General features: G+C 32.5%; 23 protein-coding genes. 8 read left to right on the forward strand and 15 right to left on the reverse strand.

What is annotated here, in order from left to right:
• Positions 1-63 precede the first annotated feature (63 nt).
• The 13 genes from BLR30_RS15225 to BLR30_RS15285 form a co-directional block, all read right to left on the reverse strand.
• Complete coding sequence (locus tag BLR30_RS15225) at positions 64-1,386, reverse strand: HlyD family efflux transporter periplasmic adaptor subunit (protein ID WP_089860793.1); 1,323 nt, start codon at positions 1,384-1,386, stop codon at positions 64-66.
• Positions 1,379-3,574 carry a peptidase domain-containing ABC transporter gene (locus BLR30_RS15230; protein ID WP_089860795.1) on the reverse strand — a complete coding sequence of 732 codons (2,196 nt, stop codon included), beginning with the start codon at positions 3,572-3,574 and terminating at the stop codon, positions 1,379-1,381. The genes BLR30_RS15225 and BLR30_RS15230 overlap by 8 nt, the downstream gene beginning before the upstream one ends.
• Positions 3,558-4,994 (reverse strand): nucleotidyltransferase domain-containing protein, encoded by a 1,437-nt coding sequence (locus BLR30_RS15235; RefSeq protein WP_089860797.1) that lies wholly within the window; start codon positions 4,992-4,994, stop codon positions 3,558-3,560. Before BLR30_RS15235 ends, BLR30_RS15230 begins: the two co-directional genes overlap by 17 nt.
• Positions 4,995-6,086, reverse strand: a complete 1,092-nt coding sequence (locus BLR30_RS15240; RefSeq protein ID WP_139164643.1) for a hypothetical protein — start codon at positions 6,084-6,086, stop codon at positions 4,995-4,997. It abuts the gene before it with no gap.
• Positions 6,087-6,316: 230 nt separating this feature from the next.
• Positions 6,317-6,898, reverse strand: coding sequence for a hypothetical protein (locus tag BLR30_RS15245; protein ID WP_089860799.1), 582 nt, complete (start codon positions 6,896-6,898; stop codon positions 6,317-6,319).
• A gap of 55 nt (positions 6,899-6,953) precedes the next feature.
• On the reverse strand, positions 6,954-7,724 hold the full coding sequence (locus BLR30_RS15250) for a papain-like cysteine protease family protein (RefSeq protein ID WP_089860801.1): 771 nt from the start codon (positions 7,722-7,724) through the stop codon (positions 6,954-6,956).
• 5 nt (positions 7,725-7,729) lie between these two features.
• Positions 7,730-9,139 carry a TolC family protein gene (locus BLR30_RS15255; RefSeq protein ID WP_089860804.1) on the reverse strand — a complete coding sequence of 470 codons (1,410 nt, stop codon included), beginning with the start codon at positions 9,137-9,139 and terminating at the stop codon, positions 7,730-7,732.
• Positions 9,140-9,381: 242 nt separating this feature from the next.
• On the reverse strand, positions 9,382-10,389 hold the full coding sequence (locus BLR30_RS15260) for a vWA domain-containing protein (RefSeq protein ID WP_089860806.1): 1,008 nt from the start codon (positions 10,387-10,389) through the stop codon (positions 9,382-9,384).
• Complete coding sequence (locus tag BLR30_RS15265; RefSeq protein WP_089860808.1) at positions 10,389-11,387, reverse strand: VWA domain-containing protein; 999 nt, start codon at positions 11,385-11,387, stop codon at positions 10,389-10,391. The genes BLR30_RS15260 and BLR30_RS15265 overlap by 1 nt, the downstream gene beginning before the upstream one ends.
• Complete coding sequence (locus BLR30_RS15270; protein WP_089860810.1) at positions 11,380-12,276, reverse strand: BatD family protein; 897 nt, start codon at positions 12,274-12,276, stop codon at positions 11,380-11,382. Before BLR30_RS15270 ends, BLR30_RS15265 begins: the two co-directional genes overlap by 8 nt.
• A gap of 74 nt (positions 12,277-12,350) precedes the next feature.
• On the reverse strand, positions 12,351-13,214 hold the full coding sequence (locus tag BLR30_RS15275) for a DUF58 domain-containing protein (RefSeq protein WP_089860812.1): 864 nt from the start codon (positions 13,212-13,214) through the stop codon (positions 12,351-12,353).
• 79 nt (positions 13,215-13,293) lie between these two features.
• A complete protein-coding gene (locus BLR30_RS15280) occupies positions 13,294-13,749 on the reverse strand; it encodes a GNAT family N-acetyltransferase (RefSeq protein WP_089860814.1) in 456 nt (151 codons plus the stop codon).
• Positions 13,749-14,753, reverse strand: coding sequence for an AAA family ATPase (locus BLR30_RS15285; protein WP_089860817.1), 1,005 nt, complete (start codon positions 14,751-14,753; stop codon positions 13,749-13,751). Before BLR30_RS15285 ends, BLR30_RS15280 begins: the two co-directional genes overlap by 1 nt.
• Before the next feature lie 250 nt (positions 14,754-15,003).
• Between BLR30_RS15285 and BLR30_RS15290 the strand changes: the two genes are divergently transcribed.
• The 8 genes from BLR30_RS15290 (at position 15,004) to BLR30_RS15325 (ending at position 23,245) form a co-directional block, all read left to right on the forward strand.
• Complete coding sequence (locus BLR30_RS15290) at positions 15,004-15,477, forward strand: DinB family protein (RefSeq protein WP_089860819.1); 474 nt, start codon at positions 15,004-15,006, stop codon at positions 15,475-15,477.
• A gap of 111 nt (positions 15,478-15,588) precedes the next feature.
• Positions 15,589-16,347 carry a 23S rRNA (guanosine(2251)-2'-O)-methyltransferase RlmB gene (gene rlmB / locus BLR30_RS15295; RefSeq protein ID WP_089860821.1) on the forward strand — a complete coding sequence of 253 codons (759 nt, stop codon included), beginning with the start codon at positions 15,589-15,591 and terminating at the stop codon, positions 16,345-16,347.
• Between the two features lie 34 nt (positions 16,348-16,381).
• A complete protein-coding gene (locus tag BLR30_RS15300; RefSeq protein ID WP_089860823.1) occupies positions 16,382-17,434 on the forward strand; it encodes a DUF6263 family protein in 1,053 nt (350 codons plus the stop codon).
• Between the two features lie 73 nt (positions 17,435-17,507).
• Positions 17,508-17,750, forward strand: a complete 243-nt coding sequence (locus tag BLR30_RS15305) for a hypothetical protein (protein ID WP_089860825.1) — start codon at positions 17,508-17,510, stop codon at positions 17,748-17,750.
• An 11-nt stretch (positions 17,751-17,761) separates the two neighbouring features.
• Entirely contained in the window at positions 17,762-20,296 is a 2,535-nt protein-coding gene (locus tag BLR30_RS15310) for a glycosyltransferase family protein (RefSeq protein WP_089860827.1), read from the forward strand.
• Positions 20,297-20,335: 39 nt separating this feature from the next.
• Positions 20,336-20,743, forward strand: coding sequence for a GxxExxY protein (locus BLR30_RS15315; RefSeq protein WP_089860829.1), 408 nt, complete (start codon positions 20,336-20,338; stop codon positions 20,741-20,743).
• A gap of 159 nt (positions 20,744-20,902) precedes the next feature.
• Positions 20,903-22,198: a glycosyltransferase family protein gene (locus BLR30_RS15320; RefSeq protein WP_089860831.1), complete on the forward strand. Its 1,296-nt coding sequence runs from the start codon at positions 20,903-20,905 to the stop codon at positions 22,196-22,198.
• Positions 22,199-22,282: 84 nt separating this feature from the next.
• Positions 22,283-23,245 (forward strand): YpdA family putative bacillithiol disulfide reductase, encoded by a 963-nt coding sequence (locus tag BLR30_RS15325; RefSeq protein WP_089860833.1) that lies wholly within the window; start codon positions 22,283-22,285, stop codon positions 23,243-23,245.
• Between the two features lie 48 nt (positions 23,246-23,293).
• Here BLR30_RS15325 and BLR30_RS15330 read toward each other — a convergent pair whose 3' ends face one another.
• On the reverse strand, positions 23,294-23,821 hold the full coding sequence (locus BLR30_RS15330; protein WP_139164644.1) for a hypothetical protein: 528 nt from the start codon (positions 23,819-23,821) through the stop codon (positions 23,294-23,296).
• Positions 23,822-23,984: 163 nt separating this feature from the next.
• On the reverse strand, positions 23,985-24,809 hold the full coding sequence (locus BLR30_RS15335) for a hypothetical protein (protein WP_089860837.1): 825 nt from the start codon (positions 24,807-24,809) through the stop codon (positions 23,985-23,987).
• Between the last annotated feature and the right edge of the window lies 1 nt (position 24,810).

Consider the following 24,810-nt stretch of genomic DNA (forward strand, 5'->3'; position numbering starts at 1 on the left):
AACTCTACCTTTTGGAAAGATTAGTCTTAATAATAAATGTGCCATTTTCTAAAATAACAAGATCTATTTTTCTTTTTCATTGTTAGTTTTTTCTTTTTCAAAATAATTATCTTCTTTTTCAAATAAATTGGTGATTTTAGAAAATAATTTGGATAATAAACTTCTTTTATTTGTAATTATTTCTGCTTGTCCCACCATATTTTTAGAAAAAGTAAGAATATTACCCGTATCACTCTTTAATCCATTTGGCAATTCTACAAATATTAGGTAATAATTTTGTGTGGGAATTAAAGAAATTGCCTGAACTTTACCCTCCAATTTTCCATATTCTTGGAAGGGAAAGGAAGCCAGCTTAATTGAAACATTCTGACCAATTTTTATCTTTCCTGCTCCTGTAGGTGCTACTAATAATTGGGCGACATACTTATTATTATCAGGGAGAACGCTAAATATCGGTTCCCCTTGTTTAACAAATTGATTAGAAGAGATGAACTGCATCATATCTACTGTACCATTAATTGGCGTTTTGATAACATATTTTGCTTCCCAAAAATTAATATCTTGAAGTAATTGATTATAGGTACTTATTAGTTCAATTTCTAAATCGGAAATATTTAAGTTTTTCTGGGTATTAATTACGTGTATATTGGCTTTATTGTCAGATATACTAAGATTATTTTCAACATCTTTAGCCTCATAATTTTTAAGATTCTCATTTTCTTTCAAATAATTTCTCTGAGAATTTTCGTATTCTATTTTTGTAATTAAGCCTTTCGCCATTAATATAGAGTCATCTTTAAATCTATTTCTTAATAAAGCTATCTCATTTCTTTTAACATTTTTGATTTCATTTCTTTTAGAAATCATTTCAAAATACTTGTGGTTTTGTTTATTCAAGGCTTCTTTTCTGGCATCATTATCATTATATCCTTTTTCTCTCTCCATACTATATAAAGTATTCAACAAATTAAAAAAAGGTTCTTCCAATTCTCCTAAATCGGAATTATAAGCAAAAGATAAATCGGAAGCTCTTAAAATATATAAGTTATTTGTGTACTTTAAAAGTACTTTTTTCAATTCCAGAATATCATCTTCATTAGAGGGGTTTTCCATTATAGCCATATACTCTCCCTTTTTAAGAAATTTATGTGGAACAAATTTCTTAAATATTATTTTACCGTAATTTTGAGAAACAATTTCTATTGGTGGTTTTTCGGCTGTTACACGAGCTTCTCCCAATACAATTTCGGGAGATTTTATTAGTTGTAACAAAATAATTGTTATTATTATTATAGCTAATAAAGAATAAAATAGGATAGAATTAAACTTTGGAAATATTGAGATTGCATCGTCAAATTCTTCAGAATATGTCGTTTTCTTATTCATAGCTTTCTAATGTCATTTGGTTTTTAAATAATTCGTAATAATACCCTTTTTTATTTAGCAATTGTTCTTCACCTCCTATTTCTACAATTTGTCCTTCGTTCATAACAACTATATTATCAGCTTTTCTTATTGTTGCAAGTCTATGAGCGATAAGTACTACTGTTTTTCCTTCAAAAGAAGTATTAAGATTGTTAACAATTATATTTTCATTTATTGAATCTAATGAATTTGTTGCTTCATCTAAAAATAAAAATTGCGGATCCTTATAGAGTGCCCTTGCTATCATTAATCTTTGTTTTTGTCCTTCACTCAGACCTCGACCATTTTCTCCCATCATAGAATTTATGCCTGAGGGTAATGCATTTATATCATTTAGAAGGTTAACTTGTCGTAAAGCATTATATAATTTATTTTGATCATATTCACCACTTAGAACTATGTTATCCTTGATAGATTCTTTGAATGCTTCTGCACCCTGATTGACAACTCCAATATTTTTTCTCCATTCACTAATATCTAGTGCATTCATATTAATATTCCCAATATAAAAATGACCTGAAACAGGACTATAAAGCCTGGTTAAAATTTTAAGTAAGGTTGTTTTTCCACTCCCGCTGGCACCAACAATTGCCGTAATTTTCCCCTCTGGAATAGTCAAAGAAATATTATTTAAAATGTAATTTGAGCTATTATTGTACTTGAAAAAAACATCTTTTAAAATAAGTGTTTTATTTTTTGGTAAATCTCTTGAAGTAACATTTTCATCCATTTGTTCATCAGGAGTGTTACTCGAATCATTTATTCTAATAAAGCTAATATATGCCATTTGATATGAAGAAATAAATGCCGTAATCTCTGAAAGTGGACTTCGTAATTGTCCTAGAATATATTGAATAGCTATAAGAGTACCTAAAGTAATTTCCCCCTCTATAACATAATAGACAGAAATAAATGTTAAAATAACATCGGAAATTGTATTAATAAGATTTGCTCCAAGTGTATCTATTTGGTTGATTTTTAGGAATCTTATTCCTAAATAATATAATTTTACCTGAACTTTTTCCCAAGACCATCTTTTTCCCTGTTCGTAATTATTATTTTTTATTTCTTGTATATGGGTAAGTAATTCCATCCAATGATTATTATTTTTTGCTTTCAGTGAAAAATAATTCATGTCTAATTTCTTACGGATATTCCAAAAGAATAAATCCCACCCCACGTATATTATTCCGCTAAACAGAAAAACAAAGAGTAAAGTAGGTTTATAAATAAAAAGAATTGTTCCGAATACTAAAATATTTAATATTGCAAGTATTATATTGAAAGCAGAGTTCATAATAAAGCTTTCCATCCTGTCATAATCTAAAGCTCGTTGAAAAATATCTCCAGAGGATTTATTTTCAAAGTAGCTAACAGGAAGTTTTAAAAGTTTTATTATAAAATTGGATAAAATGGAAACTTTGATTCTTGATGATATATGAATGTTAATTGATTGTCTTATCCAGCTTCCAATACTTATGCTTACGATTAAAACAATATTGGCAATTAACAACATAGAAATGAAACTATAATCTTTAGACGCTATACCTGTATCTACTATTGATTGTGTAATAAATGGGATTGCCGATTGAACCAACGTTAAAATAAACATCGTCGCCAACAATTGGAAAACCTGCGTCTTATAGGGTTCAAGATGGCTTAAGAAGTAATTAAACGCATAAACATTGGTCGGATTTGATGACGGCTTAATTTCGTTGAATTTATCCGTAGGCTCTAATAGCAAAAGAATACCTTTTTTAGCATCATCTTTTTCATAATTAAGCCAACCTTCTAAAAATTCCCTATGTGAATATCTAATTCTGCCTAATCGTGGATCAGAAATAAAAACACTTTTTGTTGTAATTTTATAAATGACAACATAGTGGTTATTTCGCCAATGTGCTACGCATGGTAGAGGAATATTATCTATTAATTTTTCAAATTCTACTTTTACGGGTAATGACTTTAAACCTAGTCTTTCAGCAGTTAATCCTAATTCATATAAAGAAAGTCCTTCTTTTGACACTGATGATAAATCGCGAATATCTTGAATCGAAAAGAATTTTCCGTAAAATTTTGAAACAATTTGAAGACAAGCCAAACCACAATCTTTACTGTCTAACTGTCTATAATTAGGAAATTTTTTCATTTAATTTGAGGTTTATAGCATACATATAATAGAGCTTTTCGTAGTCTTTACTCAAAAAGACACTCAAAATTCTGTCTAAAACTTGTAAATGTATTATTTGAGGAATATTGTTTAGTGACTCAAAATTAATCAGCTTTTCTTTGGATAATGAGAACCTTTGCATCAATGAAATTTCAATTGGCTTATTTGCTTTTATAAATTTATCTTCAATTTTTTGTCTATTAACATTTAGGAAGTTTGAAGTTTTAGCTTTAGAGTCCATCTTGATTAAATAGTAATTATAAGCGTCAGAAATATTTAAGGTAGAAAAGGCAAAAAAATCAATTACTATCCCAAATATGATTTCTTCTTTTGATATGAGTGTATTAGTAAAAATTATATTAATCAATAAATACATAAATTCATTAACAATCAATTCATTATCATATCCCATGAATTTTATTTTTGGGTAGCAAAAAATATTATTATAAGGAAATATAAAGTCTATATTCGAGAATACTTTTTGGAAAAATAGGATCCATTGTTTTTTATCATTATTTATATTTTGATCTATATTATTAATAACAATATAGCAGCCCTCTTTTTCTTGATTTTCTTCATCAATTTGATATATAAAGAATTTTACATTTTGGTTATGTTCTTTAATTATTTTAATAAGTTCGGAAATTTCACTAAACTTAAATATTTTCTCTACATAACAAATCAAATGTTCTTGAGTATAATCATCTAAAATGAAATTATTTGAGTATTTTTCATTAATAAGAATAGAGTATTTTGATATTAGGGTATCAACACCATTTATAAACTTTATTTTTTCACTCTTTTTAAGAGCATCAATAATTTGCGATAATTCAATTGCCTCGGTAGGGTAATTTTGAAAAAAATACTTGTTTTTACTTTTTTCAGTTTTTAAGTATATACCATTGTTTAAAAGAAAATAATCAATAAATAACGAGACCATTCTTGCAGCTTGTAGAAAATTTTCAGATGTTAATCCTGTTCCCTGTCTTAAAGGCTCCATGTAATCATTGATTTTAAATCTGACTTCACTTAAATCAAAATTTATTACATCTGCTGAAGCGTTTGGAATATTATCTAATACATATTTTTTTATATGTGACAATTCCTGATTTACATCTATAAGAATAGTTCCAGTTTTGAAAACGTGAGATAGAAAATTCCCTTGCTTAAACTGTTTTGCTATAATATTTAATATTTCAGAAAAATTAATCTTAATAGTATTAAAAGCTAAATTTTTATAGGTAAAACTTTCTGTAGATGAAAAGGAAAATCTTTCACTTATTAATAATAAGTCAACGTCATTAGCTTTATCTTTCTTTTCAATATAACTACCAAATAAAATACATCCCTCTATTGAGGGAAAGTACTGTTCTAAAAAATCATATATCTTTTGATACATTTAAATTTTTATTTGAAATCCTTTATTCTCTATGTTACAACCACAATCAATAAGTTGTTGTTTTATAAACTCCTTAAAATAAGGCAATAATTCTATTTTTTTATCCGCATAAAGTCCTTTTACTATTTTTGAATCAATTAGTATAAATTCTCCGTAAGAATATCTCCCATACTGCTCATGGGCATATTTTGGAAAATGAATGTCAATATATTGTTGATAATTTAATCGTTGTTGATGTTTCAATAGATTATTCATAAATTCTGAAAAGTCCATATTATAAATACTAAAATCTCCACTGTTATTTTTAAGAGTGGATTCTTGCTTCTCTGTTTGTGTATTGAAACTTGAGTATAATTTTTCTCTTATGATTTCTTTTTGCTTTTTAGACAGTCCACCGGTTCCAATATCAAAATGTTCGATAAACTTATTGAAAACTAAAGCTGTATCTTTTGGGCAATAATATTCGAATAAATGAAAATATGCCCTGATTCCTTTAATTATTTCTTGCGGTTGTAATTTTTTTCTAATTATATCATTTTCTTTTTTCTTCTGATATATTTCTACTGAAGGATAATGAGTCTGAATGACATCTTCAATACTCAAATGTTTGTGTGCTTTATCAGTAAATTGCGTATCCTCTGAAATCAATAGATTAGGAAAGGCACCACTTGTAGGATAATATTCTTCTGTTAAATAACCGACTTTGATGATATTGGATATATTATTCAATTCTAGTAAATGTGTTGCAAATTTGTTCTCGACATTAAACTTGCTAAAAGATTTATTAAAATCTGAAATTCCAGAATCAATGAAATATGTTAAATTATCATTGTAAATGACCAAAAATTTGTTACTATCAATATGCCATTCCTGTGTCTTTGTTTTGAAATTGTAATCAATAATATAGACAGGATAAAATGTTGCTGATCTCAGGTAAGTCTCTTTATCAACCCATTGAGGTTTTGGAATTCCTTTCAGTGTTATACTCCTGCATCTGCTTTCAAAATGCTTATATGCTCTGTCCTTTTGCAGAGCAGTTTGAGAAAAGCATGTACAGTATATAAGAATAAACAAGAAGATTTGTGGTTTCATAATAATCATTACTAATGCATATATTACTTTGTTTTTAATTCAGAGCTTTTTTTTATTAAAAATTTAGCTTGTGTAGGTTTATTTACTAAGAAGAAAACTGTCTAAAAGATTAGGCTAATAAAACTTAATGAGTTAATTTCTTATAGACAGTTTAATTATTGATTATTACCGGCCACAGATGTTAGATACAGACGTGTCGCTAGAATCATTTATATCTTTATGAATTGCTTTTATCTTAAAATTACTTCTTTACTTTTTCTTATGTTTTCTTCAGATTTTGTAAAGATTTCTATAATATTAACTTTTAGATTTTCTTCTTTATTTTCATAAATATGAGAACTTATTTCCAAGATATTATTGTTATCAAGAGAATAATTTCTTTCCAAATCCTGAATCAATAAACCATTAAAAAGATATAAGCTAGGTAAACTTTGATCTTTAGCATATTTTTTTTTAATTTCTTTTAAATCTAGCGGTTGGGGCTGGTAATTATTCTTTGTTGTTAAATACATTGCTCCGGTAAAACTTTTACCATCTATAGTCATATCTTTATTAGCAATATTTACATTTTCAATTTTATTAGTATCTAAACTCTGAAAGAATAGATAATTGTAGTGTTTATTATTTACAAAATATGCAATATTGCTCGTGGGGAACTTAAACATGGAAAGCGAGTGGGATTCTACACTGTTTTTTATATTTAGTCCTCTGGTCTTCGTTGGAAGGGTATCGCTCTTTTGACTAATTACCTCTTGCGCCTTGAAAAAAAATGAAGAAATAATAAATATTGTTGTTAATGTTTTTGTAATCATAGTATGCAAATTTTAAATATTAAAGGCTGAGAAAAATCAGCCTTAATAAAGTAAGTTAATGTCCGCAAATAGAGCATGCAGTTACATCATTAGTATCATTTTTGTATTTATCAACAATACTATTATTATTTAATCCCGAAATGGCAAACAATGATCCAGTGAAACTTACATCACTAAGGTTCGATGTTTTTGGTCCACCTTCAGTCGGGTCCATATATGTAATTGTTCCGGCGGGTGCATCAAAATTAACAATAACAACTTCATGTCCGACACCACCACCTTGATCAATTGCTCCTAAAATAGGATGTCCAGCATTTAATTCATTTGCAATATTATTTCCATTACTTCCATCTATAATGGTGTTTTGAAAAAATGTATTTACAGCAGCTTGCATTTGAGATGGACTTAGTCCTCCAGCTCCTCCTAACATGGCGTAAAAATTTTGACCTGCGAACTCTGCGAAGTCACTTGAAGATAAACCCGTACCTCCAAAATAATTTGCCACATAATTAAGAGCCATTGTAGCACATGTTGCAGATCCCGCAAGTTGTTGACAGATGTGTGTTGGAGCAGAAGGTAAGCTTCCTTGTCCTGGACCTCCCGAACTTCCACCATTCCCTCCACCATAATCTGGATAATCATTTCCACCAAGATAAGGGTCATACCAGCCTCCCCATGGATCGCCTCCACCGCCATCATCCCATGGAATAACGACTTCAGGGATATCATGATATGAATAATCATACCAGTTACCTCCAACAATTTTTTTTGTTTCGATAGGATTTAGCACTTCTAAATCCAAATCACATAAATGTGTTCTTGTCATAATTTTTAATATTTTAAATTAAGTTCATCTATTCTATACTTTAATAAATACAAACTACTTTTTAATTTTTCATATTCAATTGATAAATTAATATTTTCATAAAGTTGGTTATTAAATTCAGAAATTGTAAGCTTTCCGAGCAATAACAATTCTCTATAGTCAATTATTAATTTTTCAGATAATTTAATTTGATCTTTAAAAACTTGCATTTGAGATTTCAAATTCCAAAAATAACTGATTAATTCATCAATTGACTTCAGATGTTCATCTCGATCTTCTTCTTTTTTTAGTCTTACGTTCTCTTTTTCAAGTAACGCTATTCTAATCTTATCTTTTGAAACGCCCCAATCTAGTATTGGAATATTAATTCCTATAGTCAAAAATTGAGTCTGTAGTGGTGCATTAAATAGACGCGAGATTTCAGTTGATGAAGAATTTACTCCCAAACCGCCCTGAAGATTTAAAGAAATTCCTCCTTCCTTTTTTGTCTTATCCAAGTTAGATTCTGCTTTTAAGTCATTTATCATCCATTCTAATTCAAAACTATTACGATCTAAATTTCTGACGAGATCATCTTTATCTATCAAATATTCAATTTCATCTACTCCTACAAGATTTATAGAATCTTTAATTTCTATACCACTTACTCTTTCTAATTCATTTAAAGTATTTTTATAATCTACAGAATTAGCTTTTAAGTAGCCGTTTAGTTTTTTTATACTAATCTCTACTTGTGCTATATCTGTTTTAATTGCACGACCATGCAAATATTTCTCAGAAATTTCGTTTAATAGAGTTTTGACTTTCTTTATATTCTCATTTAACAATAAGCATTTTAATTGTGCATTTTGTGCTTCAATATATGATTTTGCAATATCATATCTTATTTTTATTGTATTCTTTAAAAAATCAATTGAATCTTTCTTTTTAATTAAGTTATTTAGCTTTCTATCCCACTTATAACTATTATAACCGTTAATTGGCTGCCGGAATGAAAGACTTACCCAATTACTAGAGAAATTTGTATAATTATTGTTAAAATCTCTTGAGTAGTTAATTGAATTTGATAGATTTATAGTTCCTCCGGTAAATGGTAAAACTTGACTAGTATTTAAGGTTGCATTGGAATTAATATAGTTACGTTCAATAAATTTTAAAGTTCCGTCTGGTTGTGTCACTTCGGAGATTGACCTTTGATATGGTATTGATGTATTTAGAGTAACACTTGGGTAAAGAGATTTATGAAAAAAATCATTCTGAATTTTTTGTATTCTATAGTTATTTTCTGCTATTTTGTATGCGGTAGTTTGATTTATTTTACCAAAAAAATAGTTTATATCCAGAATGGTTTGGCAGTAAAGATTTAGACTATCCATTAAAAATATAAATAGTAATATTTTTTTGAGTCCCATCATTAAAAATTTAACGCTAAAAAGATATTAATTTTCTTGAGATAAAAAACTCTAAAGAAACCCCAAATTTGTAAATAGATTGTCCTTTTGGGAAAAATGAGAAAGAATAATGAATCATTGTGTTTATATTTTTTGCCGAAATTAAGATTTTTTTGCAATATTACAAAACTAAGTGATATAAATTAATTCGAATAAGAATATTTAATGAAGTTTTTTAAAGTTTTTTAATAAAATATATACAAAAGCTATACATTAAAATCTCTTTTAGGATTGAAGATGTATATTAAAAAGAAGAAAAATATGGAAACTGCCAGGAAATATTGGTAATAATGATTAGCATTCTGAGATTTCACCATTGTTTCGGAAGATCCTGTTTTCTTTTTTAATGCATCGATTATTCTATCAGGAGCTTCATTGATATTATTTCCATCGATATAAGACCCTCCGGTGGATTCTGACATTTTTCTGAGTGCTTCCGTCTGTCTTTTAGAAATTACTGTCTGACCGGACATATCTGCTTTATATCCCATAAGCTGCCCAAAAACATACTCGGGAACCGGAGCGCCCTCATCTGAACCAATTCCTACGGAAGTAATCATAATTCCTTCTTTTTTGGCTAATCTTATTGCAGCATCCTCATTTCCTTCGTTATCTTCCCCATCGCTTAAAAGCACTACCTTCCTGGCATCCTTATTTACATTTTTAAATTTCTGTACCGCAGTTTTCATTGCTTTCAGAAAATCAGTTCCCTGAATCTGCATAGAATTGGTTTCAATACCGCCGATATAGGTTTCTGCAGATGTATAATCTGTGGTTAAAGGCATAATCGAAGTAGATTCTCCAGCAAAAATTACAATTCCGACTTTATCGCTTTTCATTTTCTGCATGGTCTGGATGATAAGATTTTTGGCTTCCGTTAGACGACTTGGTTCAATATCTTCAGCATTCATCGAATTAGAAACATCCAACATGAAAATAACATTATTAAGTTTTTGATTGGTTTTAATTTCCTCAGAACCACTTAAAAGATCAATGATAGAAAAAATAAGAAATAGCGTTCCCAACAAATATAAAGCGGGAAATAATTTCACAAAACCTGATGACTTTTCAAAAAGATGTTCATGAAACTGACTATCTGCGAATACTTTTCTTTTTTTATTTTTCCATTTTAAAAAACGAATCAAAAAGACGGCTAACAGCGGCAAAAGCAACAGCAATAACAAATACCAATAATTCCCTAAATACCAATCCATTAGCTTAAAATTTTATAAAATACCCATCGCAATAAAGCATCCAGAAAGAGCATTCCTAATGCAATCCAAAGAAAAATTTTAAAATATTCCTGATAATTGAAAAGTTTTGACACTTTCACATCCGACTTTTCAAGCTGATTGATTTCGTCATAAACTTCCTCCAGACTGCTGTTTGACGTGGCCCTGAAATATCTCCCCCCCGTCATCTGTGCCACTTCTTTCAAAACAGGTTCATCTATTTTCACTTCTGTTTCCGTAAAAACAAGATCCCCGAATATGTCGGTTTGTGTCGGCATCAAAGCATATCCATTGGTACCGATTCCGATAGCATATACTTTAATGTTATTATTCTTCGCAAGTTCCGCGGCCAGAGCCGGAGGCATCGCATTTTCAATCGTATTGACCCCATCGGTCATTAAAATAACAATTTTACTTTTCGCCTTACTGTTTTTGAGGTGATTAACCGCTACGGATAGTCCTTCTCCTATTGCAGTTCCCGGCTGAAGTTCCAGAGGATTAAGATTCTGCAATTCGTCAATAACCACTTGATGATCTGAAGTTACCGGCACTTTCGTAAACGCTTCTCCCGAATAGGTAACCAGTCCGATCCTGTCGTTAGGCCTTTTCTGGACGAATTTAATGGCAATATCTTTTAAAGCTATTAAACGATCCGGAGTAAGATCTTTTGCAAGCATACTCAAGGAAACATCTACCGAAAGCATAATATCAATTCCTTTTGTATCATCACGATCCTGAGAAATGGTAAACGTCCGCGGTCTTGCCATCGCAATAATCAACGCAGAAAGAATGATGTATTTTGAAATTTTCAGCAAGAACATCACCACCTTAATTCCTCCGCTTTCACCCATATTTTTAATGGTAGGAACTTTAATTCCTTTTTTCTTCTGGGTGGCGGCATCTTTTATCAATAAAGGAATAAACAGTAGAAAAAGCAGTAAAAACCACGGACTGTAAAATTCAAAATCAAAATCAAACATCTTTCCTTAAATTTTCGAATTCCAAATCTTTTGATGAACGCTTTACAAATGCTGTAATCTCTTTAAGATCTTTTTCCATTGTAGCTTTATCCGGGAAAGTTTTAGCAAATTTCACCAAATCACCTCTTAAAAATACATCTTCCACTACTCTTTCATTTTCCTGAGAAATGGTATTGTTTTTCTTCATCAGATCAATCAGATCGTCAGTCAGTAAAACATCTGCTGGCAAACGATATTGTTTTGAGATAAATTTCCTTGAAATATCGATCAGTTCCACATAAAAAGAACGATAATTTCCAGTTTCTACGTATTTTTTCTTTTTAAGAGAATCTAATTCTTTTAAAGTCTGATTGGTCGCTACAACAGGTGAATCTTTTTGCTTCCTGCCATATTTTATAAACATTACTACAGCAATAATCAACGCTATAACGGCAATCGCAGCAAGAATATAAAACTTGTAAAGTTCCCAGTAATCAGTAACATTAAGCTTTACTTCTTTATTATTCATAATATCATTGATCGGATCGGTCTTCTGAGCCGTATTGATGACATCAATTTCATAAGGAATCGTTTTCAGTATCTTTTGTCCTACCTTGAATTCAAGTTCGGGAATGGTAAATTTACCTTCATCAAAAACGGCAAATTCAATTCTTCTGTAGTAAATATCCTTCGTCTGAGAAATACTGTCTTTTACTTCCTCAAAATGAAAAGGCAACAATTCATTTTCAGGAGCGGCAGATACTTTTTCATTGTTCAGATTACTGATTGTTATAACGATATGATTCACCTCACCAAGAGCGATGGTTTTCTTCTCAAGACTTGAAGAAAGAATCTGTGAAAAAGCATTCGCACAGATCAGAAAACAAAATATAAATAATAATTTTTTCAATTTTAAATAATACTTTTTGGCTGACTAAAGCCCTATTTTATGTTTAATCCTAAATAGGCGAAGGCCCATTATTGTTATTTTTTCTGAAAATAATTATATAATAACCGGGAATAATCGGAACCTGTATCCATATTCAGAAAACTGGCTGAGCTATTGGCAAAATCTTCTTCCAGAGCTCTCAGCTTTTGTTTCTGAGCTTCTGCAAAATTGTATCGCCATCTTGCATTTGATGTATTGGCCCAAATCTGTTTTCCCGTTTCAGCATCATATAATAAAGTATATCCTACGTCAGGAATTTCATTATCCTTCTGATCGAAAATTCTCATTCCCAGCAACTGATGTTTTTTAGAAGCAGCCTTCAGCATTTTAGAGTCATATTCATCTTCAAAATCCGAAAACATAAACACCAGCGATTTTCTTTTAAAAACACCCATCATATATTCCAGTGCTTTATCAATTTTAGCGACCGCAGGAACATAATCAGCAGTCAATATAGTACTGATAATCGAAAGAATATGCTTTCTGCCTTTCTGTGGAGGAATTACTTTGTACACCTTATCCGCAAATAAAATAAGTCCTACTTTATCATTATTTCCCGCTGCAGAAAATCCTAAACTCGCTGCAATTTCTGCTACATATTCTCTTTTCAACTGGTTTTTGGTGCCATAATCCATAGATGCAGAAATATCTACCAGCAACATCATGGTGAGTTCTCTTTCCTCCTCCATTACTTTTACAAATGGCTCTCTGAAACGTGCTGTTTTATTCCAGTCTATCCTGCGAATTTCGTCGCCAAATTGGTACGGACGAACTTCTGAGAAAGTCATTCCCTGCCCTTTAAAAGCACTGTGATATTGCCCCATCAGCGTAGCTTCCGTCTTCTTTCGTGTACGGATTTCTATCTGCTTTACCTTTTTTACAATATCTTTAATCTGCATTTCTTGATTTTGAGGATATTAGTGTTTGAACGTTTTTTGAGTTGTTAAAAATTTCTATCATCTTTTTTCCGCTTCGATCTTATTTAAACTCTATCGAAACATTAAACCATTCATTATCAAATTTCGGGCTGTATTTTTTATAGAAATTAATGGCGGGTTCATTCCAGTTGAGCACCTGAAAAACCATTCCGCTGTATTGACTCGACTTTCCAAACTCCATTGTTGCTTCAAATAATCTTTTCCCGATTTGTTTTCCTCTCCATTTTTCGGTCACCACAAGATCTTCAAGATACAATCTTCTTCCCTTCCATGTTGAATATCTGTCGTAATACAACGAGATTCCAAGAATTTCTCCATTACATTCTGCTACGAATGCTCCCCAAACCGGAGATTTTCCGAATCCATCTTCAGTGAATTGCTCTAAAGTTAATGTAACCTCGTGCAAAGCCTTTTCATAATCTGCCAGTTCTCTGATCAGATCCAGCATTGGCGAGCAATCTTCCTCAACAGCTTTCCTTATAACAATATCATTCATTATGGAGCCTGAATTTTTGCTAAAATTCTATTAACGATTTCTTCCGATGAAATTTCCTCTGCTTCTGCCTCGAAAGTTAATCCTATTCTGTGTCTCAATACATCTTTTGCCAGCGATTTTACATCTTCAGGAATAACAAATGCTCTTCCTTTCAGAAATGCATAAGCCCTTGAAGCAATAGCAAGATTAATAGAAGCCCTTGGAGAAGCACCGAAACTGATATAATTTTTGAGATCAGAAAGACCATAATCTTCAGGGAAACGGGTCGCAAAAACCATATCAAGAATATATTTTTCTATTTTTTCGTCAAGATAAATCTGATTGATAAGCTCTTTGGCAGCAACGATATGCTCAAGAGAAATCACAGGTTTTACTGTAGGTTGGTGGGAGGTAGACACCATTCTCATGACCATTCTTTCATCCTCAAACTTAGGATAATCAATTGTACATTTTAGCATGAAACGGTCGCTCTGCGCTTCCGGCAACAAGTAAGTTCCTTCCTGATCGATGGGGTTTTGTGTTGCCAGCACCAAAAAAGGTTTAGGCAACTTCATGGTTTCATCTCCGATGGTCACCTGCTTTTCCTGCATCACTTCTAAAAGAGCCGACTGCACTTTTGCTGGCGCACGGTTAATTTCATCTGCCAAAACAAAATTTGCAAAAACAGGACCTCTTTTAATGGAAAAATCATTGTCTTTAACATTGTAAATCATCGTTCCCACAACATCCGCCGGCAAAAGATCCGGTGTAAACTGAATTCTGGAAAATTCGCCATGAACAGCTTCTGCAAGAGTTTTGATAGCCAATGTTTTTGCAAGACCAGGAACCCCTTCCAAAAGGACGTGACCATTTCCTAAAAGGCCTACCAAAAGGCGGTCTATCATATATTCCTGACCGATGATGACTTTATTGATTTCTTCGCGAAGACGGGAAAAATAGAAGTTCGCTTCCTTTACCTGTTCCGTTAACTGGCGAATATCTTCTGCTTGATATGTATCTGACATAGTCTAATTTAAAATAATTGGTAAATTTCTAATAAATACTTGCATAAATCAACACAATCAGTGCCATTTTTGAGTTAAAGTTTGTTAAATATTCCGGCGTTAATACAAGATTCAAAATGGAATAAATTTCAAATATTATCTAAAATAACCATGTTTTCATAAAAAAATATAAAATTTGACTTAATCATCCTTTCAAAAATTGTCATTTCCAGTTTATTAAACTATTTTTGGTGATTAAAATTTTTGCAAAATGAATTATCATTTTCAGGCTCACAGACAGGTACGCAGGAACCTTTTGGATATTTTACAGAACACTTCCCACGAAGATCTTTTACTGATTCCGGATGGCTTCAACAATAATATATACTGGAATATTGCGCATACCGTTGCCACCCAGCAGCTTTTGCATTATTACCTGAGTGGAAATCCTTTTAGAATTGATAAATATTGGATCGAAACCTACAAAAAAGGAACTTTGCCTAATCTGAATGTTCAGAAATCTGAAGTAGAAGATCTTGAATTTTTGCTAACAGAAACTTCAAAAATTTTAATGAGAGATTATGACAGCGATTTCTTTTCGGATTATACGCCTTATACTACCAGTTTTGGGATGGATCTGAAAAGTATTCAAGATGCTATCATTTTCAACAATATGCATGAAAGCCTTCATTACGGCTATGTACTGGCACAGAAAAGAGCAATTTTAGGAGAAAAAGGAAGGTAGTAAAAAAGTGAATTTTGCTTCGCAAGTCAATACTGAAAGATGAATTTTAATACAACAAATTGACTGACAAAGTAAAATTAACATTTGACAATTCACTATTAAATTATTAAAATGACAGATAAAAAAGACGATTTTATTTTCGGGCTGCGTCCCGTGATTGAAGCGATTGAAGCGGGAAAAACAATTGATAAGGTCTTCGTGCAAAATGCACTGCAAGGGCCTATTTATGCTGAACTTAAAGCCATTCTGGCTAAAAATAAAATCCGTCCCAACTACGTTCCGGTTGAAAAACTGAACCGTTTTACAAGAAAAAATCATCAGGGTGTTGTTGCCTTTATTTCTGATGTTCCTTTTCATAAAGTGGAAGATATTATTCCTCAACTTTTTGAAGAAGGAAAAATACCTTTTTTACTTATTCTGGATCGATTAACAGACGTGAGAAATTTTGGAGCAATCTGCAGAACTGCTGAATGTGTAGGTGTAGACGCTGTCATCATCCCTGAAAAAGGCGCTGCGCCGATCAATTCAGATGCCATAAAAACCTCTGCGGGAGCACTATATAATGTTAAAATTTGTAAAGCTCCCAATTTAGCACACGTGGTAGATTTTCTTCAGCAAAGCGGAATCACGGTATTTGCAGCCAGCGAAAAGGCAGAAAAATTAATTTATAATGTTAATTTTAATGAGCCTTGCGCTATTGTCATGGGAAATGAAGAAACCGGAATTTCAAAAGAAGTCTTACATCACGCTGATGAAAAAATAAAACTTCCTATCGAGGGTAAAACACAATCTCTGAACGTTTCTGTAGCGTGTGGCGCTATTTTATATGAGGCAGTAAGACAGAAAATGACAGCAAACTCAAGCTTGTAGTATTATTTAAGTAGTTAAATTTAAAAGAAATTAAATGAAAAATATAGTCGCCTTAGCGCTAATATCAACCATAGCCCTCGTTTCATGTAATAAAAAAGAAACGGCAAAAATCACAAAAGTAGATCCTAAAACAGGAAAAACAATCACGGTAGAAGTTCCTGCAGACTCTGTAGCAAAAGTAGAAGAAAATCCTGCCATTAAAGATTCAGCAGGGATTTATAAGCAGACTTTCAAACTGGAAAAAGGAAAAACCTATCCTTTAACAACGTATCAGAGAGATACCAAAACCATGACTGACCCTACCGGGAAAACACTGAATGCAACCAGTGAGTCTACAGACGAGATGTCTTTCACTGTAAATGATATTAAAGGAAATGTTTATGATATGACTTTAAATCTGATTTCCAAAAGAAATTCGCAGACCTCACAAGGTAAAACGGTGGTTGTAGATACCAAACTTCCTCTACCGAAAGAAGATGATCTTAAAATGATCTGGAATATCAACAGAGCGCTTACCGGAAATAAATTAAGCATGAAAATGGACACACGTGGGAATGTGATCTCCATAACAGGTTTTGATCCTGTTTATAATAAAGTAGCAACTTCTGTAGGAAACATTGTTAAAGATAAAAATCAGAAAGAAAGCATCATTGCGAGTCTGAAAGAATCATTTAATGAAAAGGTCCTGAAAGATCAGTTCAATAAAAACCTCACGATTATTCCAAGAAAAGGGGTGAAAGTAGGAGAAAAATGGACGAACAGTGAAAACGCAGATGCGCAGGGTAAAATAAAAGTAACCTCCAATTACGTTCTTAAAAGTGTAGGAAACGGAATTGCAGAAATTGGCGTTACAGGAGGCATCCCTAAAAAAGTTGAAAAACAGAATCAGGGTGAAATTACACACAGCCTAAGCAGTGAACTGTCACAAAACGGAACCATAAAATTTGACCAAAACACAGGTTGGATCAACAATCAGAATATTTCTGTGAAAACAACACAGATTGAAACCATTTCAAACGGGAAAGAATCTCAGTCGATGAAAAGCGTTTCAAATTCTTCTGTGATGGTAAATCCAACTGCAAAATAAAAAGTTCAGAATTTAAGGTTGAGGGATAAAGTTTCAACAAACTCTAACTCTCAACCATAAACATTTAATTATTATGAAATATATTTTTGAGCTGGTACTTACTGCCATTATTATTTTCTTTGTATGGAATATCCTTAAAAGGATTTTCTTTAAAAGATTTTATAGTTATAGATTTAATAACAATAATCAAAATAATAAGCAGGATATACAAAACTCAAATAAAAACAATCAACATATCAACTGGGATGCTGAAACCGTAGATTATGAAGAGGTAAAAGACAGTAATGATAAAGGTAATTCTGAAAATAAAAGATAATAACCATCAAAATGGCGAAAAATAAAAACCTGATTTATATTGCAATTTCATTAGTTGTATTTATCGTTTTAGCATTTTTATACTCCACTCCTGTTTTTACAGGAAAACAACTTTTTCAGCATGATATCGTGCAGTATCGAGGAGGTGCGAAAGAACTTCTCGACTACAGAGCCGATACCGGAAAAGAAACGTATTGGAGCGATTCTATGTTTGGAGGAATGCCTACCTACCAGATGGGAAGCCAGTTCAAGGGAGATATTATTAAACAAATAGACTCTAAGTTGAACTTTTTCCCAAGGCCGGTCAACTATATTTTCCTGCTCTTCGCCGGCTTTTTCCTCTTAGGAATGGTTGCCGTCAGAAACTGGAAATATGCCCTATTGGGAGCTACCTTTTTCGGTCTTTCCACGTATTTTTACATTGCCATTGCTGCAGGTCATAACGGTAAAATCAATACAATAGAATATTTCGCGCCGCTTCTGGCCGGGATTTTACTGGTCTACATACGTAAACAATATATTTGGGGATTTATCGTCACAACCCTATTTATGGGACTTCAGATTGCGGCCAATCACCCGCAGATGACGTATTATCTTTTCCTTGCTCTAGGATTTTTATTCTTATCTGAATTGATTCGTGCGATTCAGAAGAAAATACCGATGAAACATTTTTTAATTTCATCAGGAATTATTGCCGCTTCATGCCTGATTGGTGTCGGAATGAATTCCCAAAGAATCATGGCCAACTCCGAATACATCAAAGAAACTGTTCGTGGAAAGCAGATTTTAACCAATGATAGCCATACTGAGGGAAAATCAGGAATGGACAAGGAAAGTATGCTTCTTTGGAGCTACGGAAAACTGGAAACCTTAAATCTTTTCATACCAAGACTGATGGGAGGCGGAAGCCAGGAACCTGAAGGAAAAGAGATGATGAATAGAGTTCAGGAACTCGTTCAGGAAAACGTAGGTTCACAGGCTGAAATGGACAGAATTTCAAAAGGTTTCGGAAGTCTTACCTACTGGGGCGACCAGCCGGGAACTTCAGGACCTGCTTATCAGGGAGCAATCGTATGTTTTCTGGCACTTTTAGGATTTTTCTTTGCCTGGAAAAAATACCGCTACTGGATCCTCGGAGCAACGGTTCTGACTATCTTTTTAGCTTGGGGAAGCAACTTTATGGCGCTCTCCGATTTCTTTATTGATTTTGTTCCGTTTTATAATAAATTCAGAGCACCTTCTTCTATTTTGGTTGTGGTGGAATTATTATTCCCATTAATCGCAATAATCGGACTATATCGATTTTTTAACGATAAAGAATTAACAACAGAATACAAACAGAAAATCCTTCTCTATGTTGGTGGCGGAACGCTAGGTTTTGTATTAATTCTACTGTTTTTCGGAAAATCTTTATTAGGGTTTCATACCGAAAACGAAAAAACTTATCTTCCTCCGTTTCTTTTGGATTATTTAGTTGAGGAAAGATTTAAATTATTCAGGATTGATGCTATCAAAGCATTTATTTATGTTGCGATTGCAGTAGGTGTTTTATTCATGGTTTTAAAGCAGAAATTAAATCAAAATATTGCTTTGGTAATCATTGGAGTCGTAAGTTTATTTGATTTGTGGACGGTAAACAAGCGCTATTTAAACGACGACAACTATGTAGATAAAATTTTCGCAGAGAATCCTTTCCAGACAGAAAGTTCAGATCTTATGGTGGAAAAAGTTCAGGGAAATCCGAATCTTGAACCGATCTTAGCGAACGTAAATGTCAACAAAACGCTGGAAACCATTGCTGAAAAAGACAAAACACATTACAGGATTTTCAATAATATTTTAGGGACATTCAGTGAGACTAATACTTCTTATTTTAAATCTTCCATCGGAGGCTATCACGCTGTAAAACTGAGAAGATATGATGACGTGATTAATGAGTATTTCCAGATCATGGATTCTGTAAAAGTTCCGAATATTCTAAATCTTTTAAATACAAAATACCTTGTTGTTGGTGGTCCTGAACAACCACAGGCAATTCCAAATCCTAAAGCCAACGGAAATGCATGGTTCGTTAGTGATCTTAAATTTGTGGAATCGCCAAACCAGGAAATTAAATCTATCGGGGTCATTGACAGTAAAAAAACTGCCGTTATTTCCTCTTCAGATAAAAAATATTTTGACGGGAAAACGGTTCAGGCGGACTCAACAGCTTATATCAATTTAACGAAATATCAGCCGAACGAACTGGAATTCAAATCTCAGTCAAAAACCCCGCAATTAGCGGTATTTTCAGAAATTTATTATCCTCACGGATGGAAGTTATTCATTGATGAAAAAGAAGTTCCTTACATCAAGGCAGATTATCTTCTTCGTGCCGTGCATGTTCCTGCCGGAAATCACGATATCAGAATGGTTTTCGAACCTGAAGTTATTGAAAAAGGAAAATGGATTTCATTAATCTGCTTCGGATTATTTATTCTTTTGAGCGGCGCCGGAATTTATTTTATTTACCGCAAAAGAGGTAAAAGGCAAGTTGAGACTGTTTAGTATTTTAGAGTTTCAAAAGTCTGAAAAAGCTGTATATTGATGATTACCCAAAAGTATATAACCGATCTTACATATAGAATTAACGGAGCCTGTATTGAGGTTCATAAGATCTTGGGTGCAGGACTGGCAGAAATTGTGTATCACAGAGCTTTGGAAAAGGAATTTAAATTAAGAAATATTGAATACAAATCTGAATTTCAAATTCCTGTGATTTACAAAGATGAAAATTTAAATTGTGATTTTAAATGCGATTTTTTAATAGAAGATTTAATTGTTCTGGAAATAAAATCCGTATCATCTATCTTGGAAATCCATAAAGCTCAGATTATAAATTACATCAATTTATTAAAAGTTCCAAAGGGAATTCTTGTAAATTTTAATGTTAAAAATATTTATCATTTTGGTCAGGAGACATTTATAAATAAGTACTTTGATCAATACGACTAAACAATAATATTTCATTTAACCGCAAAAGAAACAAAAGAAGATAACATTGAAAAGTTTATTCAAAAGTTTGCAAAATGGTATTCTTTGAGATTTGCTCTCTTTTGAACAACTAAAACAACAGGCAACTTTTGCATCTTTTGCGGTTAAAAATAGTTATAAATGAACTCTCAAAAAAAAATACTCATCATCACTTATTACTGGCCACCGGCGGGAGGTCCGGGCGTTCAGAGATGGCTGAAATTTGCTAAATATTTGCCTGAATTTGGATGGAAGCCGGTGATTTATACACCAGAAAATCCGAGTTATCCGCTATTGGATGAAAGCTTAGTGAAAGATGTTCCGAAAGATATTGAGATTGTAAAAACAAGAATCTGGGAACCTTACCAGTTGGCAGAAAAACTCAACAAAAGCAATAAAAAGTTCAAGGCCGGACAGTTTGATGTAGGGAAAAATCAAAGCTGGAAATCCAGACTTTCCATTTGGGTAAGAGGTAATTTTTTCATTCCGGATGCAAGAGTTTTCTGGGTAAAACCTTCCGTTACATTTTTAGAAAATTATTTAAAAGAAAATAAAATTGATGTAGTGGTTACCTCCGGACCGCCGCATTCCCTGCACCTGATTGGTTTAAACCTGAAGAAAAAAAATCCCGGACTGAAATGGATTGCCGATTTCCGCGATCCTTGGACGGAGATTTCTTATTACAAACATTTAAAATTAACAAAGAGTTCCGATAATAAGCATCGTCAATTAGAAAGTGAAGTTTTTAAAAATGCGGATATTACCCTTGCGACAAGCTATACCGACGCTGAAAACTTCAGAAAAAAAGGAGCAAACTCGTTTTGTATCACCAACGGATTTGATGAATCTGATTCAGTCACACAGACTCTCAAAAATACCGACCAGCAAAATTTTACGTTAAGCTATATCGGCGTTCTCGAACAGCTGAGAAATCCTGAAAACCTCTGGAAGGTTCTTGACGATCTTGTACAGGAAAACAGCAGTTTTGCTAAAAGTTTCATCCTGAAATTCGCGGGAAGAATTGATGATAAAATTTTACAGACCATAGAAAACTCTGCTTTAAAAAAACATATTAATAATCTCGGATACCTATCTCACGATAAGGCTGTCAAAGAGATGGAGAATTCAGATCTATTACTGATTACTAACTTTCCAAACGATTCGTCAAAAGGAATTATTCCGGGAAAAATTTTTGAATATCTGGCAACAGGAAAACAAATTATTTCGTTTGGTCCTGATGATGCGGATGTTTCCAGGATTTTAAATGAAACGCAGGCTGGAAAACATTTCAGCTATGACGATTCTCAAATGGTAAAAGAATTTATATTGGAGAAATTTGATCTTTGGAAAAATGGAAATCTTCTGAAAAACACCCAGAGTATTGAACAGTTTTCCAGAAAAAACCTCACCCGAAAGCTGGCTGAAATTTTAGATTAAATTTCATTAAGGTTTAGAACTTTTCGATTCATGAATTGTCGACAATAAAGCCCTTTCCTTATTGGTTTTTTGTAATTTTGTGCTATGGAGACTTTTGACATCATCATCATCGGTGGCGGACCTATCGGACTGAACTGTGCGCTGGAAGCACAGAAAAATAAACTCAGCTATCTCATCATTGAAAAAGGAACGATTGTAAATTCATTATACAATTATCCTCTGTACATGAGATTCTTTTCTACCGCAGAAAAACTGGAAATAGATGGAATTCCCTTTATTTCTACGGCACCAAAACCAGGACGACAGGAAGCACTGGAATATTATCAGGGCATTGCAAGACAGCGAGATCTCAATATTAATCTGTATGAGAAAGTAGAAAAAGTTTCCCGGGAAAATAATTTATTTGAAATTGAAACTACAAAAGGACAATATTCTGCTAAAAATGTTATTATATCAACAGGTTTCTATGATATTCCAAATCTGATGAATATTCCGGGTGAAAACCTTGCTAAAGTAAAACATTATTACACCGAACCTTATCCTTACGCAAAACAGAAAATAGTTGTTGTAGGATCAAGCAACTCAGCAGTGGACGCGGCTTTGGAAACGTACCGAAAAGGTGCGGAAGTAACGATGATTATCCGTCATTCGGAAATTTCAAAAAGCGTGAAATATTGGGTAAAGCCTGATATAGAAAATAGAATTTCGGAAGGCAGCATTACCGCTCATTTTAATTCGCAATTAATTGAAATTAAAGAAAAAAAGGTTATTTTTAAAAATGAATATGGTGAAATTCAAGAAATTGAAAATGATTTTGTGCTGGCAATGACGGGTTATCTTCCCGATTTCGACTTCTTAAGAAATTCCGGAATCGAACTGCAGGGAGAATGCCTGAATCCTTTGTACAACAGCGAAACGATGGAAACTAATATTCCGGGGCTTTATCTGGCTGGTGTCGTGTGTGGTGGGAAAGATACTCATCTCTGGTTTATAGAAAATTCAAGAATACATTCAGAAATAATTTTAAAACATATCCTGTCTAAATAACATCGATTTAACCTAACGATTTATCATAATTAGCAAATCAGGCTAAAATTACTTTACTTTGGTAAACTCCAGATACTTATCTCCGCACTGTGTAAAGTGATCGAATTCATTCATAGAATTCCCGTAATTCTGGATGGTAATCTTGTCGCCATCGTACAGACCGGCAATTTCGCCCATGACAACCGTAGTAATCTCACCTGTTTTTTCATCGGTTTCAGAAGAAACATTTCCGGCAGCGATAATTTTCTTTTTATCTAAAATTTTAAAAGTGGCTTTTCCGTCATTATTTTTAAATTCAATTGAAAACCTTCCTCCATCGCAATTATTAGCTGTAAAAGTTCCGTCTACTGTTTTTTTAGAGATCGGCAGCGTTGTCTTATCATTATTATCTTCATTGGCTGCAGAATCTTTTTGCACGGGATGTGTTTTCTGAACAGGTTTCACATCGTCACCCATTGTTTGAGAATACGCCGCAGAATCTTTTATATTTTTATGATTATTGTGTTGATCTTTTTTACAGGCAACCATCATAATTGCGACCAAAAGACAAAAAATGATAATATTATTCTTAATCATAAAGTTTTTCTTTTCAATAGAAATTGCTTTACCGCAAGCAAAACCAAATTTTAAACTAAAAATACATATTTTTTTGATCTAAAATATATTCTGTAAAATTAATTTCAAAAAAATTGAGGCCATGAAAAACACAGCCTCTTATTATAATTTAATTGTTAAATTTTTAAGGATAATAAACTTTTACAACTTTACCCGATTTGTACACTTCAATTTTATCGACCGGCCCTTCGGGAGAATAATTCCATTCACCATCTTTCTGGCCATTGACGTAATTTCCGTCTTCGATGATATTTTTATTATAGTCTATCGAATATTTTTTCTCAATCCAATATCCGTTTTTCAGATGATTGTTTGTACTGCCTTTCAGTTGGTATTCAAAATTATCTTTTTGCTTGCCCCATTTTTCATCAACTTTCTGAGCATCAAAATAATCTAAAAAGGCACCATCCTTCACTTGATATACAAGACTTTTCGATTTCGGACCTTTCATAAACACATCAATCTTGTCTCCTTTCACTTCAGAATATCTCTGATAATTTTCTTCGGATTTCAAATCTTCAAAAACAATCATACTGTTGTAAAGCTGATCTGAATTTTCATTAACCAATATTATGCATTGATAATTGCCGTCTTCGTAGTTTATTTTAGCATAATAAGATGTAAATGGAGTATTATTAATCTTGAAATTTCTGTAAGGATAAAACTGCAATAGTGAATCATTAGAACCTACAAAAATATCCCACATATAAGGTCTTTCTATTTCTCTTTCAAAGGACTGTTTTAATATATTTTTTAATTTTTTAATTTTTTCACTGTCATCAATTTTTTTACCAACAGCATTTTGGTCTACGGAGTTAATAATATAAGACTCCTGTGGTTTTTCCACGATTCTGCTAACCGAAGAAAATTGATTTTTTGACGGAGTGGTTGGCTCTGATTTACAGGTTTTAATCTGAAATAAAAATAGCAGACAAAGAATAAACTTCATT

The sequence above is a fragment of the Chryseobacterium taeanense genome, from assembly GCF_900099685.1.
In the GTDB taxonomy this organism is placed as follows: domain Bacteria; phylum Bacteroidota; class Bacteroidia; order Flavobacteriales; family Weeksellaceae; genus Chryseobacterium; species Chryseobacterium taeanense.

What these genes read in the sequence shown, in the direction of transcription:
- BLR30_RS15225 (WP_089860793.1), bottom strand. Translation starts at nt 1,386, where the DNA reads ATGAATAAGAAAACGACATATTCTGAAGAATTTGACGATGCAATCTCA.
- BLR30_RS15230 (WP_089860795.1), bottom strand. Translation starts at nt 3,574, where the DNA reads ATGAAAAAATTTCCTAATTATAGACAGTTAGACAGTAAAGATTGTGGT.
- BLR30_RS15235 (WP_089860797.1), bottom strand. Translation starts at nt 4,994, where the DNA reads ATGTATCAAAAGATATATGATTTTTTAGAACAGTACTTTCCCTCAATA.
- BLR30_RS15240 (WP_139164643.1), bottom strand. Translation starts at nt 6,086, where the DNA reads ATGAAACCACAAATCTTCTTGTTTATTCTTATATACTGTACATGCTTT.
- BLR30_RS15245 (WP_089860799.1), bottom strand. Translation starts at nt 6,898, where the DNA reads ATGATTACAAAAACATTAACAACAATATTTATTATTTCTTCATTTTTT.
- BLR30_RS15250 (WP_089860801.1), bottom strand. Translation starts at nt 7,724, where the DNA reads ATGACAAGAACACATTTATGTGATTTGGATTTAGAAGTGCTAAATCCT.
- BLR30_RS15255 (WP_089860804.1), bottom strand. Translation starts at nt 9,139, where the DNA reads ATGATGGGACTCAAAAAAATATTACTATTTATATTTTTAATGGATAGT.
- BLR30_RS15260 (WP_089860806.1), bottom strand. Translation starts at nt 10,389, where the DNA reads ATGGATTGGTATTTAGGGAATTATTGGTATTTGTTATTGCTGTTGCTT.
- BLR30_RS15265 (WP_089860808.1), bottom strand. Translation starts at nt 11,387, where the DNA reads ATGTTTGATTTTGATTTTGAATTTTACAGTCCGTGGTTTTTACTGCTT.
- BLR30_RS15275 (WP_089860812.1), bottom strand. Translation starts at nt 13,214, where the DNA reads ATGCAGATTAAAGATATTGTAAAAAAGGTAAAGCAGATAGAAATCCGT.
- BLR30_RS15280 (WP_089860814.1), bottom strand. Translation starts at nt 13,749, where the DNA reads ATGAATGATATTGTTATAAGGAAAGCTGTTGAGGAAGATTGCTCGCCA.
- BLR30_RS15285 (WP_089860817.1), bottom strand. Translation starts at nt 14,753, where the DNA reads ATGTCAGATACATATCAAGCAGAAGATATTCGCCAGTTAACGGAACAG.
- BLR30_RS15290 (WP_089860819.1), top strand. Translation starts at nt 15,004, where the DNA reads ATGAATTATCATTTTCAGGCTCACAGACAGGTACGCAGGAACCTTTTG.
- rlmB (WP_089860821.1), top strand. Translation starts at nt 15,589, where the DNA reads ATGACAGATAAAAAAGACGATTTTATTTTCGGGCTGCGTCCCGTGATT.
- BLR30_RS15300 (WP_089860823.1), top strand. Translation starts at nt 16,382, where the DNA reads ATGAAAAATATAGTCGCCTTAGCGCTAATATCAACCATAGCCCTCGTT.
- BLR30_RS15305 (WP_089860825.1), top strand. Translation starts at nt 17,508, where the DNA reads ATGAAATATATTTTTGAGCTGGTACTTACTGCCATTATTATTTTCTTT.
- BLR30_RS15310 (WP_089860827.1), top strand. Translation starts at nt 17,762, where the DNA reads ATGGCGAAAAATAAAAACCTGATTTATATTGCAATTTCATTAGTTGTA.
- BLR30_RS15315 (WP_089860829.1), top strand. Translation starts at nt 20,336, where the DNA reads ATGATTACCCAAAAGTATATAACCGATCTTACATATAGAATTAACGGA.
- BLR30_RS15320 (WP_089860831.1), top strand. Translation starts at nt 20,903, where the DNA reads ATGAACTCTCAAAAAAAAATACTCATCATCACTTATTACTGGCCACCG.
- BLR30_RS15325 (WP_089860833.1), top strand. Translation starts at nt 22,283, where the DNA reads ATGGAGACTTTTGACATCATCATCATCGGTGGCGGACCTATCGGACTG.
- BLR30_RS15330 (WP_139164644.1), bottom strand. Translation starts at nt 23,821, where the DNA reads ATGATTAAGAATAATATTATCATTTTTTGTCTTTTGGTCGCAATTATG.
- BLR30_RS15335 (WP_089860837.1), bottom strand. Translation starts at nt 24,809, where the DNA reads ATGAAGTTTATTCTTTGTCTGCTATTTTTATTTCAGATTAAAACCTGT.